The sequence below is a fragment of the Bacillus sp. FSL R12-0074 genome (assembly GCF_038005725.1).
In the GTDB taxonomy this organism is placed as follows: Bacteria; Bacillota; Bacilli; order Bacillales; family Bacillaceae_G; genus Bacillus_A; species Bacillus_A mycoides.
Genome location: NZ_JBBOTR010000001.1, coordinates 544,648 through 558,978 on the forward strand (window position 1 = coordinate 544,648; position 14,331 = coordinate 558,978).

Below are 14,331 nucleotides of genomic sequence, written 5' to 3' on the forward strand. Positions count from 1 at the left end.
CTTAACCCTCCTTAACTGTCGTTTCACGTTCTGTTTCATCTAGTTCTTCTAACATTGAAATCGTGTCGATTAAATGGTTGTTAAAAATTTTCCGTGCAACTACCAGTAAATCCACAATCATAGGGTCTCGTAGAGAATATAAAACTCGTTTTCCATCTTTAGTACCAACAACAATGTTTTTTGAACGTAGTACACTTAATTGTTGAGAAACAGCTGAACCTTCCTTGTTAAGGATGGTTTGAATTTCATTTACACTTCTTTCACCCTCTGACAATAGTTCTAGAATACCTATTCGCAGAGGATGTGATAGGGCTTTAAAAAAATCAGCTTTAAATTGTTGCATTTCATTTCCCATTAAAACACCTCTAGTACTTATTTTTAATTTAAAACCCAAAATCATCATATACATCTTCAAATGTTTGAATATGTATATGATACTTCTATAACTTACTATTTTCAATACAAATTTTGAAACGTTGAAAAAGAACCAGAAACGACCGTTTTTGGTCATTGAGAGGTACATCCCCTATAATTTGTCACTTTAGGAGTTATTTTGTGTTGATTTTAAAAGATAAAATGCATATTATGTATTTACTATGATATAAGAAGCTACGAATATAAATTTAATAATTTATCGGTTCTGTTGCAAAGTTTCTTAAGAGATAAAAAGATGAAGTTGAGTATATCTGAATCTTATGCAATTGTGAGTAATTGCTGTAATTCATTGTAGGGGTACGACAACGATTCGTTCTTTTCCGGGCCACTCGTAAAAAACTTTAAAATGTATGATAAAACGATGATTTTAAGGCAATTAGATTTGAAGTCTTCAAGAACATTTTCTTTAAATATGTTCCGTAAACTTATTTTCATCAATGTTTACAGGTGTTCTGTAAACAAATCTTGTCAAATTCATCTCAAAAAGTTAACGGAATTCTAGTTCTGTTAACTTAAAATGGCGAGTGGCCCCAAAAAGCAGTAATCGTTGCCGTGCCCCTGAAGAGATTCCTAACGGAATCCGCTTTTATACTGGAATACCGAATAGTTGATGAATGAGGTTCACTTGATTTTGGACAGACTTCCCTCCTTGAGAGGTTTGTCCTTTTTTCATCATATGTATGGCTTCAACACCTCTCAATATAGAAGTTGCCGTTTTAAATGACTTGAATCCCAACATAGAACGCACGCGTTTCTTAATAAAACGATGATCTTGTTCCACTATATTATTGAGATATCTAACTTGCCTTAGTTGTATGCCTTCTTTTAACTCTTGAATCGCTACAGGGTAGGCAGGGTTCTTATCTACTGTTATCACACGGGGTTTAGACACGTACGAAAAAGCCAAGGCTTTCTTGAAAAAGCGCTTGGCTGCTTGTTTATCTCTTGATTTACTTAGATAAAAATCAATGGTGTTCCCTTCGGAATCTACAGCACGATATAAATACATCCATTGACCTTTTACTTTGATATAGGTTTCATCAACTCTCCATGAGTCATTTGTTGATTTAAGATGATATCGTACTTTCTCTTCTAATTGGGGCCCATATTGATGAACCCAACGCATAATGGTTGTGTGAGCGATTGATACTCCTCGTTCTTCCATCATTTCCACCAGGTTACGAAAGCTCAAATTGTACCGCAGGTACCATCTTACTGTTAATAAGATCAGTTCAGGCTGATAATGTTTCCACTTGAATAGATTTTGCTTTTCCATACCAATCGCATCCTTTTTTAAAGTACTAGTATCAGTATGTCCAAGTTTGATAGACCTTTTTCATATACTTCAAAGTTTTTGCACCAGAACCCAAATTTTGTTGCATGAGCAAAGAAATTGAGTTAGATATATAAAAATGAGATACTCCCATTTTTTTCGGTTTGGGGGTATCTCATTTTAGTTAGCTTGATGGCGATGTGGTACGGCAACATCGCCATCAAGCTAATATTTTAGATTATCCCCGAAACGAAAGTTTTATCTCTTCATATTTGTCCATGAAAATTCAGTTCATTTTTTTTATTTAGGGGAACAATTAATTTCTTATAAGTTGATGGGCATGTATGGTGACCCCATATAGATGATTTCGTTCTGTACAGTTCTGACAACTTAGTGCAGGCTATAAATCTTTACATGCTTGAAGATATGTACATATTCATTATTGAATTTCTTAATATTAAAATGTATTATAAAATAGCGCAACTTCTAATGCATGTAAATAGGACTATGAATTTTGAATAAATAAAATATTTTGAAGTAATATAGTTGCCGAAAAATGAGGTGGAATTAATCGAAACAGTACATATTAAATGGTATGGATCGTATAGTTTTAATGATTTTTATAATAGAGAAGAAGCTTTTAAGAAAGGAATATTTGCAATCTTTAGAGTATGTGCTGGAAAAGAAACATTTCTCTATATAGGAAAAGCCCAAGGACACTTTATACAAAAGATAAGGGAACTTCATAAGGAGTGGCTGTTTGATGCAAGCGAAATAAAGATTAGATTAGGAATAATAGAATTCCCTAATGGTGAAAGTTATTCTGAAAAGAAGATAGAAGAGGTTAAATCCCTTTTGATTTTACGGCATACCCCATCAGAAAATACCAAACCTTCAGTATACTATAGAGGACGGTTTAATTTAAAAATTATAAATAAGGGAAGAAGGGGCTTAATTGTTAAAAAGCTTTCCCCAGAAGATCTAGTATGGATATAAGTTGAATGGTTCTGGTGCAAATACTTAGGAAAGATATAAAGAGGCGAAAAGTTTCCTAGTGGAATCTAGCCTTAAGCAGCAATTCCAAATAGTTGATGGATGAACTTCACTTGATTTTGGACAGACTTGTCCAGTAAAACAAGTTGCTCTTTTTTTACCATATGCATAGCTTCTATTCCAGAAATAATGGATGTAGCTGTGCCAAAAGACTTGAATCCTAACATAGAACGCACACGTTTCTTAATAAAACGATGATCTTGTTCCACTATGTTATTGAGATATCTAACTTGTCTTAGCTCTATGCCTTCAGGCATATGCTTTTCTTCTTTCAACGCTCGAATTGCTACAGGATAAGCGGGGTTCTTATCTAATGTTATCACACGAGGTTTAGAAACATACGAAAAAGCGCTTGGCTGCTTGTTTATCTCTTGATTTACTAAGAAAAAAATCAATGGTGTTCCCTTCGGAATCTACAGCACGATATAAATACATCCATTGACCTTTTACTTTGATATAGGTTTCATCAACTCTCCATGAGTCATTTGTTGATTTAAGATGATATCGTACTTTCTCTTCTGATTGAGGCCCATATTGATGAACCCAACGCATAATGGTTGTGTGAGCGATTGATACTCCTCGTTCTTCCATCATTTCCACCAGGTTACGAAAGCTTAAATTGTACCGCAGGTACCATCTTACTATTAATAAGATGAGTTCAGGCTGATAGTGTTTCCACTTGAATAAGTTTTGCTTTTCCATACTAATCACGTCCTTTTTTAAAGTACTAGTATCAGTATGTCCAAGTTTCGAAGATTCGTCACATGAGCCTTATAGTTTTTGCACCAGAACCGTTATAAACTTATAGGCAAAGTCGAAATCATAGCTACAAGTTTATAAAAATAGATTATACTTTATTTAATTTTTTATAAATGAAAAGGAGTGATATTTATGCAATTAAAAAATGTAACACCTATGGGATTAAATGATGAAGTGTTCAAAACAATTATTAATAAAACTGAAAATACATTTCCAACATTTTTTTTTATTAACCCATCAGGTAGTGTTGTCATACCAAAACAGTTGAACAAGGATATATGTATGTATGCAGTTTTTGGTGAAATAATGGCTATAATTGATAATGAAATCGAGATATTAAGGAATCAACAAATATTGTATCTCAATGCTAATGTATACATTGAATTGAGAAATAATACAACTGACAATGTAATTGTATACATTGATTGTGTAAATAAGTAATTGTTGATTAGAATTATTGTATTCTTTGTGAAATGTTTCACAAAGAATACACAAAAAAAATTAGTTATTTCATGTATAGTAAGAGTAGTTAAAAACTTCACATTATTATTTGTGAAATACTTCACATTCTTTAAGCTTTTACTTAATATGCAAGAGGAAAATAATAAGTTCCAACATTTTAAATCTATTTTTATAGTGATCTGGAGGCTTTAATATGACAAACAAGACAGATGAAAAAGAAGTACAGGAAATTGTTAATACTTTAGTTGGAAATGGAAAAGAAGCACTAAAAGCGCTGGAATCTTATACTCAAGAGCACGTAGATCATATTGTTCATGAAATGGCACTATCTGGATTAGATCAACATATGCCATTGGCAAAAATGGCGGTTGAGGAAACTGGCCGAGGTGTGTATGAGGATAAATGTACAAAAAATATATTTGCGACTGAATATATTTGGCATAGCATAAAAAAAGATAAGACTGTAGGGATTATCCATGAAGATCCACATGAAGAAGTTATTGAAATTGCCGAACCAGTGGGTGTAGTTGCTGGTGTGACACCAGTAACTAATCCTACCTCAACTACTATGTTTAAAGCAATAATTGCAATGAAAACAAGAAACCCAATCATTTTTGCTTTCCATCCATCTGCGCAGCAATGCTCTGTTGCAGCGGCTAAAGTTTTACGTGATGCAGCAATTAAGGCAGGGGCACCAGAAAATTGCATTCAATGGATCGAAAAACCTTCTGTTGAGGCAACAAAAAGATTAATGAACCATGAGGGGGTTGCACTTGTTCTTGCAACCGGAGGTGCTGGAATGGTGAAATCAGCATATTCTACTGGGAAACCGGCTTTAGGAGTAGGGCCTGGGAATGTACCTTGTTATTTAGAGAAATCGGCACATGTAAAACGCGCTGTAAATGATTTAATCTTATCAAAAACATTTGATAATGGTATGATTTGTGCTTCTGAGCAAGCGATTATTGTAGATAAAGAAATCTATAATGGTGTAAAGAAAGAAATGCAAGACAACAATTGTTATTTTGTTACAGAAGAAGAGAGAAAAAAATTAGAGAAGCTTGTCATTAATGAAGATACTTGTGCAGTAAATAGTGATATCGTTGGGAAATCAGCACATTATATTGCATCATTAGTAGGCATTAAGGTACCAGAAGATACAAAAATACTTGTAGCTGAAATTAAGGGAGTGGGTGCAGAATATCCACTATCGCGTGAAAAATTAAGCCCAGTATTAGCTTGTATCAAATCAAATTCACGAGAAGAAGGATTTAAATACTGTGAGGAAATGTTAAATATGGGTGGCTTAGGGCATTCAGCGGTTATCCATTCCACAAATAAAGAAGTACAGAAACAATTTGGTTTACGAATGAAAGCTTGTCGTCTTATTGTAAATTCACCGTCATCACAAGGTGGAATTGGTGATATATATAACGCATTTATTCCATCTTTAACATTAGGGTGTGGATCATACGGTAAGAATTCTGTTTCACAAAACGTAACAGCTACACATTTAATAAATGTAAAGCGTTTGGCGAATAGAAAAAATAATATGCAATGGTTCAAATTACCGCCTAAGGTTTTTTTTGAAAAACATGCGACACAATATTTAGCTAAGATGCCAAACATTTCACGAGCATTCATTGTAACGGATCCAGGAATGGTAGAACTAGGATATGTAGATACAGTTACACATTACTTACAACAACATTTAAATGATGTAAAAGTAGGTGTTTTCTCAGAGGTAGAACCAGACCCATCAGATGAAACAGTTTTCAAGGGCGCTGAGATGATGAGAAGTTTCAAACCTGATGTAATTATTGCATTGGGCGGAGGTTCAGCGATGGATGCAGCAAAAGGAATGTGGCTATTCTATGAATATCCAGAAACAAAATTCTTTGGAATAAAACAAAAGTTTTTAGATATTAGAAAACGTACATGTAAATTTCCAACACTAGGGCAAAAAGCACAATTTGTTGCGATTCCAACAACGTCGGGAACAGGGTCAGAAGTGACACCATTTGCAGTTATTACAGATAAAAAAAATAATATAAAATATCCACTTGCTGATTATGAATTAACACCAGATGTAGCGATTATCGATCCACAGTTTGTCATGACAGTGCCACCTCATGTAACAGCGGACACTGGAATGGATGTGCTAACACATGCGATTGAAGCATACGTGTCTATTTTGGCAAATGACTATACAGATGGGTTGGCTTTAAAAGCAATTGATCTCGTATTTAAATATTTACCGAGAGCATATAAAGTTGGAAATGATGAAAAGGCACGTGAGAAAATGCATAATGCTTCTGCAATTGCAGGTATGGCGTTTGCAAATGCATTTCTTGGTATTAATCATAGTTTGGCACATAAACTTGGACCAGAATTTCACATTCCGCATGGACGCGCTAACGCGATCTTAATGCCGCATGTAATTCGATATAATGCTATTAAACCGAGAAAACATGCATTGTTCCCAAAATATGAGCACTTTGTAGCAGATGAACGTTATGCAGATATTGCAAGAGCACTGGGATTGCCAGCGAGTACCGTAGAAGAGGGCGTGGAATCACTTGTACAAGCAATTATCAGTCTTGGGAAAGAATTAAATATTAATATGAGCATTGCAGGACAAGGGGTAAAACAAGAAGCATTTGAAAATGTTGTGGATGTTTTATCAGAAAGAGCATTTGAAGATCAATGTACACCAGCAAATCCAAAACTGCCATTGATTTCAGAATTAAGAGAAGTATATAAACAAGCATATCAAGGTGTGTAATAAATTCAGTGTGTATATCTTTTTTAGTTCATAGATTTTGTATTTGATGTGTGAAGAAATTCCGCCTTGATGACCTTTATTTAAGTAATATGGGAGTGTATAAAAAATATGTCTAATTGTAAGAAGTTAGATCAGGTGATTGAAAAAAAAAAGAATTGATATCGCTTGTTAAACAGTATGGATTCACTCATGAAAAGGTACTTTTTTTTAGTAGGGAATTAGATTCTTTACTAAATGATTTGATAAAATCTAATAAACAAACAAAATAAATCAGATTTATATAAAAAAGAAATAAAATATAAATAATTAAGATATATAATAAATCAAAAAATACTCTCCTAAAAGTAGGAGAGTATTTTTTGATTTTAACGGATTACCCGAAAGAATTCTCCTTCCTCAAGCGTGCGCAGGACGTAGCCCAACGATAGGTGGGAGATGAATTTCGGTTTGGCGTAGCCAAAAAGCACGTAACTGTGCTTTTTATTTTGGGTGTTTTTGCCCAAATCCCCGAAAAGGGGGAATTAGCTAAATTTATACACTATGTCAAAAAGTACACTTTATGACATAGCTAAAAAACCAGAATTTTCCGTTTCAAAAATACAACTTAATAACATTTGAAACACGTTAATGCAATTGTATACATTTTGAAATATATATTTTTTAAAAGTAACCCAAAACCCTTATTTATACGGATTTTTCACGATATGTTTTTGCCCATCCCCTCTTCGAGGGGATGGGCAAAAACACCCAATGTACTTCTGATTTTACTCAAATGTTCTCGACGAGTTGCATCACGCCCACGTGCATAGTTCTGTATAGCTGAAGGTAGAATCCTTAATTGTTTAGCGATTGTATGTACAATAAAATCTGGAACTTTTTCATTCGCAGATAAAGGCCGTCCAGGAAAGCGTAAGTAAGCGATTTGTATGGCAAAACCTAATCGATTGGCAGCACCGCGTTGTTTATTTATAATTTGCAATTCTTCATCAGATATAGTGTAATAGCGCAGAATTTCTCTCTCGTCCATATGATCAGGAACTTCATAAAAGTATTCCCTTTGTTCTGCAGTAAGAAGCTCTCTCGTTTTCAACTTCCCATTTCCCTTCGTATAGTATTTATTATAGAATGCAACGATTTCCTTATAATTTAAATTTTTAAAAATTTCACTTACTTCTATAATAATAATCAAATTTAGCAATTAATACAAAAAATACAAAATCGTTTACAAAGGTATACCTTTACAAACAGTTTATTTCTTTGAGTAAAAGCAAGCATGTATCGAAAGGTATTAATATTTTAAGGACGTTCCTAAAATGGATTTTTGATGTTTTGGAATGCTATGTTTGCATTCCTTTGCGTAATAACAAAAAGTGTACTTTTCGGCACATTTTTTTAAAGGGATTTTTTTAGAATTTTAAATAAACTTAAAATTCTGTTTTATATTTATAAATTTCTTAATATTTACATAATTAGGTAAATACTGTATTGTTTTAGATAATTGAAAAATATTAAAGATATTGAAAGGGGAAAATTCACATGTTAAGTAAAAAAGTTTCTTGTTTAAGTCTAGCTACTGTAGTTCTTATGAGTGGAACAGCTAATGTAGCATCTGCAATGGAGCAAAGTTCAACTCTCAATTACCCTATTTCTTCTATTGAATCTACAAAAAAAACAGATACATTTTCAGATAAACTAATAGATTTTAAAGACAAAGAAAAAGAAGCAAAAAATTATGGGAAAAACCTTCCTAATCACAGAAATAAAATTGTAGTAACACCGAAAGCGAAAGAAGCTTTTGATAACTATGAGATGAATGGAACAAGAATGAATCAAGCATTAAGAGAAGGGAAAGTAGATGGATATCCTAAAAAGTATGTAGAAATATCAAAAGAATACGCTAATGAAATGGATAAAGTATTTAAGCAAAATACTGCTAGTGTACCAGATACAATTATGGTGTATAGATATACAGATGAAAAACAGTTTGGAATTAAACCGGGTACATTTTTTCCAAAAGATCCAAAAAATCCAAAAGAAACAATAGTTAATAAAGAATCAATTGAAAAATTCAAGAAAAAATATGAAGGAAAAGCTGTTAAAGACAAAGGTTTTACAAGTACTTCACTAGCTATTCTTGATAAATACCTAGGAGGACAGCCAAAAACAATTCGTATGGACATTGAAGTTCCAAAAGGAACACATGCTGTATATATGGGAAATGAATATGCAGAATTAATATTACCAAGAAATGCTTCTTTAAAAATAAAAAAAGTTTCAGGAATTGTTGAAAAAGGAAAATTGATTGTAAAAGTTGACGCGAGTGTGGTAAATAAATAGTTTAATAAAGCTTGGAGATAAAGAATTAAGAAAAAAATCAACTAGGATGTTTGCGCTCTCACATTAATTGCTCCTAGTCCGTATATGTGATAATTTCAATAAAATAAGAAAAAATACCTTCCAACGGATAACAAAAATAACCAAACGTTTTTATAAAATTTGTATATACTTAGCAAGCGAAGAATCTATTTTAATCAATCTATTTTCAAAATGGATTCTTGTTATTTGTTGTTAAATAAGGATTAGATATGCATTTAAAAAAATTTAAAAGGAGCCGAAATAATGAGCCGAAAAAGAAAGATATTTACTGTTATATGCGCATTTGGAATAGGGTTAGCAAGTTATACTAATTGTACTGCTGCCGAGGTTTTAGATAACACTTCATTAAGAAATACTGGAGACATAATAAATTCTTCTACTACACCAAACAATTCTCAAGTAGCAGCTGTTGCTAAAGAGATGAAGCCCTTTCCACAGCAAGTCAACTACTCTGGTATTATCAAACCGAATCATGTTTCACAAGAAAATTTGAATGCTTCAGTTAAAAATTATTATAATAATTGGAAAAATAAATATCTAAAGAATGATCTTTCTTCACTTCCTGGTGGCTACTACGTCAAAGGAGAAATCACAGGAAATGCAGATGGATTTAAACCGTTAGGAACTTCAGAAGGACAAGGTTATGGTATGATTATCACGGTCTTAATGGCAGGTTATGATGCAAACGCCCAAACTATTTATAATGGCTTATTTAAGACAGCGAGAGCTTTTAAAAGTTCCGAAAATCCTAATTTAATGGGTTGGGTTGTAGCCGATAGTAAGAAAGCGCAGGGGCATTTTGATTCTGCGACAGATGGGGATTTAGACATTGCTTACTCACTTCTTCTTGCTCATAAGCAATGGGGATCAAATGGTACAATCAACTATTTGAAAGAGGCTCAAAATATGATTACAAAAGGTATTAAGACTAGTAATGTGACCAAAAATAATAGTTTGAATTTGGGTGATTGGGGCTCAAAAAGTACATTTGATACTAGACCTTCCGATTGGATGATGTCTCATTTAAGAGCGTTCCACGAATTTACTGGGGATAAAACTTGGCTTAATGTTATTGACAATCTCTACAATACTTATACACAGTTTACAAATAAATACTCGCCAACTACAGGATTGATTTCTGATTTTGTTGTAAAAAATCCCCCACAGCCTGCACCTAAAAACTTTTTAGACGAATCAAAACATACCGATGCATATTACTATAATGCGAGTCGTGTACCACTCCGAATTGTTATGGACTATGCAATGTATGGAGAAAAGAGAAGTAAGGTGATTTCTGATAAGGTTACTAAGTGGATAAAAAATAAAACTAATGGTAATCCATCTAAAATTGTAGACGGTTATAAACTAGATGGATCAAATATTGGTGATTATCCAACAGCCGTATTCGTTTCACCCTTTATTGCCGCTGGTACAACCAACAGTAATAATCAAGATTGGGTAAATAGTGGATGGGATTGGATGAAGAATAAGAATGAAAGTTATTTCAGTGATAGTTATAATCTATTGACCATGTTATTCTTAACTGGGAACTGGTGGAAACCGATTCCTGATGAAAAAAATATACAAAGCCCAATACATTCAGAAGTTCAGTCTGAATTTAAGGAATAGAATTCAGATTTCTATGAATATCAAAGTTGAAATTTCTCATCTCTCAAAAAATATAGAGATAGGCGTTTGATGGCAACGCTTATAGTAAAAAACGTAGGAATACATATTCCTACGTTTTTTGTTCACACATTTTATTGTTTATATGAGGGGTAGTACTATATCACCATCAACTAAGAAGTTGGTTGTTCCCCAAACGGAAAAATGAGCTGAATTCTCATAAATAACTGTAAAATAATAAAATTTTTGTTTTGGGGACAATTCAAAATACTATCTTGATGACGATGGGATGAACCCTAGCTGTTTTTATTTTCAAATTTCACAACTGGATGTTTCTCCTTATAGAGTGATGAAAGGAATTTCTTGTCCACATCAAGGGTTTCAAGAACTAGCTGTGGAGGTGTAAGTGCCAGCCACTGGTTTAATGAAATATCAGCATAATTATCACTTTTAAATATTTCAAGAAAGAATAATGATTCATCACCAATATTTTCTACATAATGTCCCATTGCAAATGGAACATAGCCAACCCACCACTGTTTGATTGTGGGGACCGATGAATTTTTATAAGCACCCCTTATAGGGGTACGACAACGATTCTTTCTTTTTCGGGCCACTTGTAAAAAACTTTGAAATGTATGATAAAACGATGATTTCTAGGTAATTAGATTTGAAGTCTTCGAGAACGTTTTCTTGAAATATGTTCCGTAAACTTATTTTCATCACTGTTTACAGGTGTTCTGTAAACAAACCTTGTCAAGTTCATCTAAAAAAGTTAACGGAATTCTAGTTCTGTTAACTTAAAATGGCGAGTGGCCCCAAAAAGCAGTAATCGTTGCCGTGCCCCAATAACATCTAAAATACCCAAATTACTCTTCGTTTATTTCACTTTCATTAAGATATTAATAATTGGATGTATCTGTTCATGACATACCTGATATGTTTTAAATGTCCCTTGGTTAATACTTCTCACAATACGAGCTCTTTTCAATTTTGCAAGGTGTTGAGAAGTAGTAGATTGAGGGATTTTTAATATATGACATAGTTCGGTCACATTACAACCACCTCTTCGTATCAGTTCCTGAAGTAATTGAAGTCGGACAGGGTGTGCAATATGTCTAAGTACATCCGCTTGTTCTTCATATATATGAAAATCATTCATTTTGGTTTATCCTCCATATATTTTCTCTTTCCTCTATTATACCTAATATATTTATATAGGAGCATTGGATGTATGAATTTTCAGAAATAAAAACTGTTATCAATCAAACGTTTGTTTAAAATATTTTGGTATGATACGTGTGAATCGGGAAGATCATACATACGTTCAGCTAACTTCCAAATTTGATATACTAAAAGAAAAAATAGGATGATAAGGCTATGTTAACAAAGGAATTCCAAGACACAGTACAGCATTTTTCTTTATTCTTACTAGATAAAGGAAGAAAACCATCTACAATTAAACGATATGTTTATGATATTGAAGATTTTGGCCAGTGGTTGCAAAAATCTAAAAAACTCCCTACATGCAATATATGGACGACACTTGATACAAAGGATTATGAAGCGTATTTTTACAATTTAAAGAGCCAACGACAGTACTCTGACAAAACAATGCATCGTGTTTATATTGTCTTAAATAGACTGTATCAATATTTAAAACTGCCAAATCCGTTAGAAAGCATGCAACTTAGCATTCAACCTAATCGCGCGTTACGTGATGAAGATTTTATTTCAAAAGAGGAAGAGAAAAGATTAAAGTACATTTTAACTTCATTAGAAGGATTAACAGAAAAACAACGTTCCGTTCGTCCAGTACTTATGGATCGTAACATTTCTATTGTGCATTTGCTCATTTATAATGGATTATCCTTACAAGAACTTGTAGGTTTACAGATGAAGCACGTCCATTTTGAAAACAATACGATCTCAGTACCAGGAATAGTGGGTATAGAAAGAACGATTCTTTTAGCTGAAGACGATAAAAAGCACTTATTTAACTATTACAAAACCATTCCTGAACCTGTTCGTCCAAGGTACCATAGCAATGATCCATTGTTCGTAGCCTTTGATTTTACTCGGAAAACTTATCATTGGTCATATGAAAATGATGCGCCCAAATCTCTAACAGAAATTGCCGTTCAAAAGATGATTCGACTAGAAGTTTCAAGGGCAAATTTACGAAAAGGAATTTCAGCACAACATTTGCGGAATACCTTCATTTTAAGGCTAATAAAACATCAAATTTCAGAGGATGAAATAATAAAACGGGTAGGATTTAAATCTAAACTTTCGCTAAAAAGATATTATGATTATTCTAATCAAAGAAGATAAGATGAAGGTTTTTCATTTATCCTGGAGAATGTTACAAGGTTAGAATAAACATAACTAAAGATATTGGCGATTATAAAATAAAGAAATGATTAAGGAGAGGATCAAGATGAAAAAGGGAAAAGAGTTATTTGTACTTCTATTTTCACTCGCTTTATTATGTTCCTGTCAGAGCGATAAAGAAGAAGCCAAAAGTGAAGAAGCAAAAGTTATGGACACTATTATGGAAACGGTAGATGAAAAGGACTTCCTTAGTGCCTCGATGAGCGATACACCAAGAACCGTAGACTTAGAGATAGCTGATACTGTAAATACAAGTAAGTTAAAAAAAGTGATTAACTTTCAACTGAAAAATCAAGATATTAAACCCTACACAATTAATGTGAGTGAGAGAAATATGGACATTGTAAAGAAAGAGAGGCAATGGAGCAAAGTTTACAGTTCTATTTTTAATGAAGTGTTTACCAAAAATGGATACAAAGGTTTTGGAATTCAGCCAGTTAATTTCGAATCGAATCAACCATTTCCTCTTGCTATACATACTACAATAAACAATTCAGATCCAGGAGCCAAAGACCTTGGAAAGAAAATAGAAAAAGAGGTTGATGATTTACTAAAAACAACGAAAGTAAACAAATGGATTGAAAATGATTCATATACTGTTGAAATTTATACCACTCTACCCTAATCACCGAGTCTGGTGCTCTTGAGAAAGAGCACGTATCTTTAGGATAAAGGGTTTGTCTTTGTTTATTATTATGGACAGTGATTTGGAGAAATAAACATGCTCGGTGATTGGGGAGGACTTACAAAAAGAATAGTATAAAATCTCGGCTTTTAAGAGGGAGTAATATGACAATTAATCAGGCCGCTTGTTTAACAACAGCGAGCCTTTTTACGTATGTAAACTTTAGTTGGTTAGTTTATGTTAGCTTCTGTTTTCGAATCTTATGTCATCAACGCTTATGATAAAATAACTAAATGGAGTCACCATATCAAAAAAGAAAATTGTACGTTCAGACACATTTTAGATGCATTTTACTTTCTGTAAGTTAAGGAATTAGTTTATATTAATTGAGAGATGTGAACAGCTACTGAGAAATTGATCACAGATTAAACAAAAGACGAAATAAAAAAAGAATCCAAAATTATATGGATTCTTTTTTTACCAAATTCAAATTTAAAAACTTTTCAGATGAGGCGAGTTATTCTTTGAATCGCTGATTTACGC

Annotated in this window: 11 protein-coding genes and 3 pseudogenes; 8 read left to right on the forward strand and 6 right to left on the reverse strand. The window is 33.1% G+C overall.

From position 1 onward, the window contains the following. Window position 1: 1 nt before the first annotated feature. The gene (locus tag NSS97_RS02870; protein ID WP_107887668.1) at window positions 2–355 is read right to left on the reverse strand and encodes a metalloregulator ArsR/SmtB family transcription factor; all 354 of its coding nucleotides are present in this window, start codon (window positions 353–355) and stop codon (window positions 2–4) included. A 666-nt stretch (window positions 356–1,021) separates the two neighbouring features. Next, window positions 1,022–1,711, reverse strand: coding sequence for an IS6 family transposase (locus tag NSS97_RS02875; RefSeq protein ID WP_107887637.1), 690 nt, complete (start codon window positions 1,709–1,711; stop codon window positions 1,022–1,024). Between the two features lie 558 nt (window positions 1,712–2,269). On the opposite strand from NSS97_RS02875, the gene NSS97_RS02880 reads away from it, so the two are divergent. Then, on the forward strand, window positions 2,270–2,704 hold the full coding sequence (locus tag NSS97_RS02880; RefSeq protein WP_107887667.1) for a sodium:proton symporter: 435 nt from the start codon (window positions 2,270–2,272) through the stop codon (window positions 2,702–2,704). Window positions 2,705–2,775: 71 nt separating this feature from the next. On the opposite strand, the pseudogene NSS97_RS02885 reads toward NSS97_RS02880, so the two are convergent. Further along, window positions 2,776–3,463, reverse strand: a pseudogene (locus NSS97_RS02885) (IS6 family transposase). Between the two features lie 189 nt (window positions 3,464–3,652). Between NSS97_RS02885 and NSS97_RS02890 the strand changes: the two are divergent. The 3 genes from NSS97_RS02890 (at window position 3,653) to NSS97_RS02900 (ending at window position 7,036) form a co-directional block, all read left to right on the forward strand. Beyond that, window positions 3,653–3,961: a hypothetical protein gene (locus tag NSS97_RS02890; protein WP_107887635.1), complete on the forward strand. Its 309-nt coding sequence runs from the start codon at window positions 3,653–3,655 to the stop codon at window positions 3,959–3,961. A gap of 214 nt (window positions 3,962–4,175) precedes the next feature. Continuing rightward, the gene (gene adhE / locus NSS97_RS02895) at window positions 4,176–6,767 is read left to right on the forward strand and encodes a bifunctional acetaldehyde-CoA/alcohol dehydrogenase (protein WP_341111479.1); all 2,592 of its coding nucleotides are present in this window, start codon (window positions 4,176–4,178) and stop codon (window positions 6,765–6,767) included. A 155-nt stretch (window positions 6,768–6,922) separates the two neighbouring features. After that, on the forward strand, window positions 6,923–7,036 hold the full coding sequence (locus NSS97_RS02900; RefSeq protein WP_445285983.1) for a Spo0E family sporulation regulatory protein-aspartic acid phosphatase: 114 nt from the start codon (window positions 6,923–6,925) through the stop codon (window positions 7,034–7,036). 452 nt (window positions 7,037–7,488) lie between these two features. On the opposite strand, the pseudogene NSS97_RS02905 reads toward NSS97_RS02900, so the two are convergent. Next, window positions 7,489–7,857 (reverse strand): annotated as a pseudogene (locus NSS97_RS02905) (DUF4158 domain-containing protein); the annotation flags it as partial. A 446-nt stretch (window positions 7,858–8,303) separates the two neighbouring features. Between NSS97_RS02905 and NSS97_RS02910 the strand changes: the two are divergent. After that, window positions 8,304–9,104: an ADP-ribosyltransferase gene (locus tag NSS97_RS02910; RefSeq protein ID WP_107887633.1), complete on the forward strand. Its 801-nt coding sequence runs from the start codon at window positions 8,304–8,306 to the stop codon at window positions 9,102–9,104. 282 nt (window positions 9,105–9,386) lie between these two features. Beyond that, the gene (locus tag NSS97_RS02915; protein ID WP_107887632.1) at window positions 9,387–10,772 is read left to right on the forward strand and encodes a glycosyl hydrolase family 8; all 1,386 of its coding nucleotides are present in this window, start codon (window positions 9,387–9,389) and stop codon (window positions 10,770–10,772) included. A gap of 293 nt (window positions 10,773–11,065) precedes the next feature. Here NSS97_RS02915 and NSS97_RS02920 read toward each other — a convergent pair. Then, window positions 11,066–11,299: pseudogene (locus NSS97_RS02920) on the reverse strand (cupin domain-containing protein); the annotation flags it as partial. A gap of 350 nt (window positions 11,300–11,649) precedes the next feature. After that, window positions 11,650–11,931: a metalloregulator ArsR/SmtB family transcription factor gene (locus NSS97_RS02925; RefSeq protein ID WP_107887630.1), complete on the reverse strand. Its 282-nt coding sequence runs from the start codon at window positions 11,929–11,931 to the stop codon at window positions 11,650–11,652. 218 nt (window positions 11,932–12,149) lie between these two features. Here NSS97_RS02925 and NSS97_RS02930 point away from each other — a divergent pair, with 218 nt between their 5' ends. Both NSS97_RS02930 and NSS97_RS02935 read left to right on the forward strand, forming a co-directional pair. After that, a complete protein-coding gene (locus NSS97_RS02930) occupies window positions 12,150–13,103 on the forward strand; it encodes a tyrosine-type recombinase/integrase (protein WP_107887629.1) in 954 nt (317 codons plus the stop codon). Window positions 13,104–13,209: 106 nt separating this feature from the next. Beyond that, a complete protein-coding gene (locus tag NSS97_RS02935) occupies window positions 13,210–13,788 on the forward strand; it encodes a DUF4030 domain-containing protein (protein ID WP_107887628.1) in 579 nt (192 codons plus the stop codon). Window positions 13,789–14,331 lie beyond the last annotated feature (543 nt).

Excerpts from the sequence above, each read along its gene's own strand:
- NSS97_RS02870 (WP_107887668.1), bottom strand. The coding sequence starts at position 355 with ATGGGAAATGAAATGCAACAATTTAAAGCTGATTTTTTTAAAGCCCTA.
- NSS97_RS02875 (WP_107887637.1), bottom strand. The coding sequence starts at position 1,711 with ATGGAAAAGCAAAATCTATTCAAGTGGAAACATTATCAGCCTGAACTG.
- NSS97_RS02890 (WP_107887635.1), top strand. The coding sequence starts at position 3,653 with ATGCAATTAAAAAATGTAACACCTATGGGATTAAATGATGAAGTGTTC.
- adhE (WP_341111479.1), top strand. The coding sequence starts at position 4,176 with ATGACAAACAAGACAGATGAAAAAGAAGTACAGGAAATTGTTAATACT.
- NSS97_RS02910 (WP_107887633.1), top strand. The coding sequence starts at position 8,304 with ATGTTAAGTAAAAAAGTTTCTTGTTTAAGTCTAGCTACTGTAGTTCTT.
- NSS97_RS02915 (WP_107887632.1), top strand. The coding sequence starts at position 9,387 with ATGAGCCGAAAAAGAAAGATATTTACTGTTATATGCGCATTTGGAATA.
- NSS97_RS02925 (WP_107887630.1), bottom strand. The coding sequence starts at position 11,931 with ATGAATGATTTTCATATATATGAAGAACAAGCGGATGTACTTAGACAT.
- NSS97_RS02930 (WP_107887629.1), top strand. The coding sequence starts at position 12,150 with ATGTTAACAAAGGAATTCCAAGACACAGTACAGCATTTTTCTTTATTC.
- NSS97_RS02935 (WP_107887628.1), top strand. The coding sequence starts at position 13,210 with ATGAAAAAGGGAAAAGAGTTATTTGTACTTCTATTTTCACTCGCTTTA.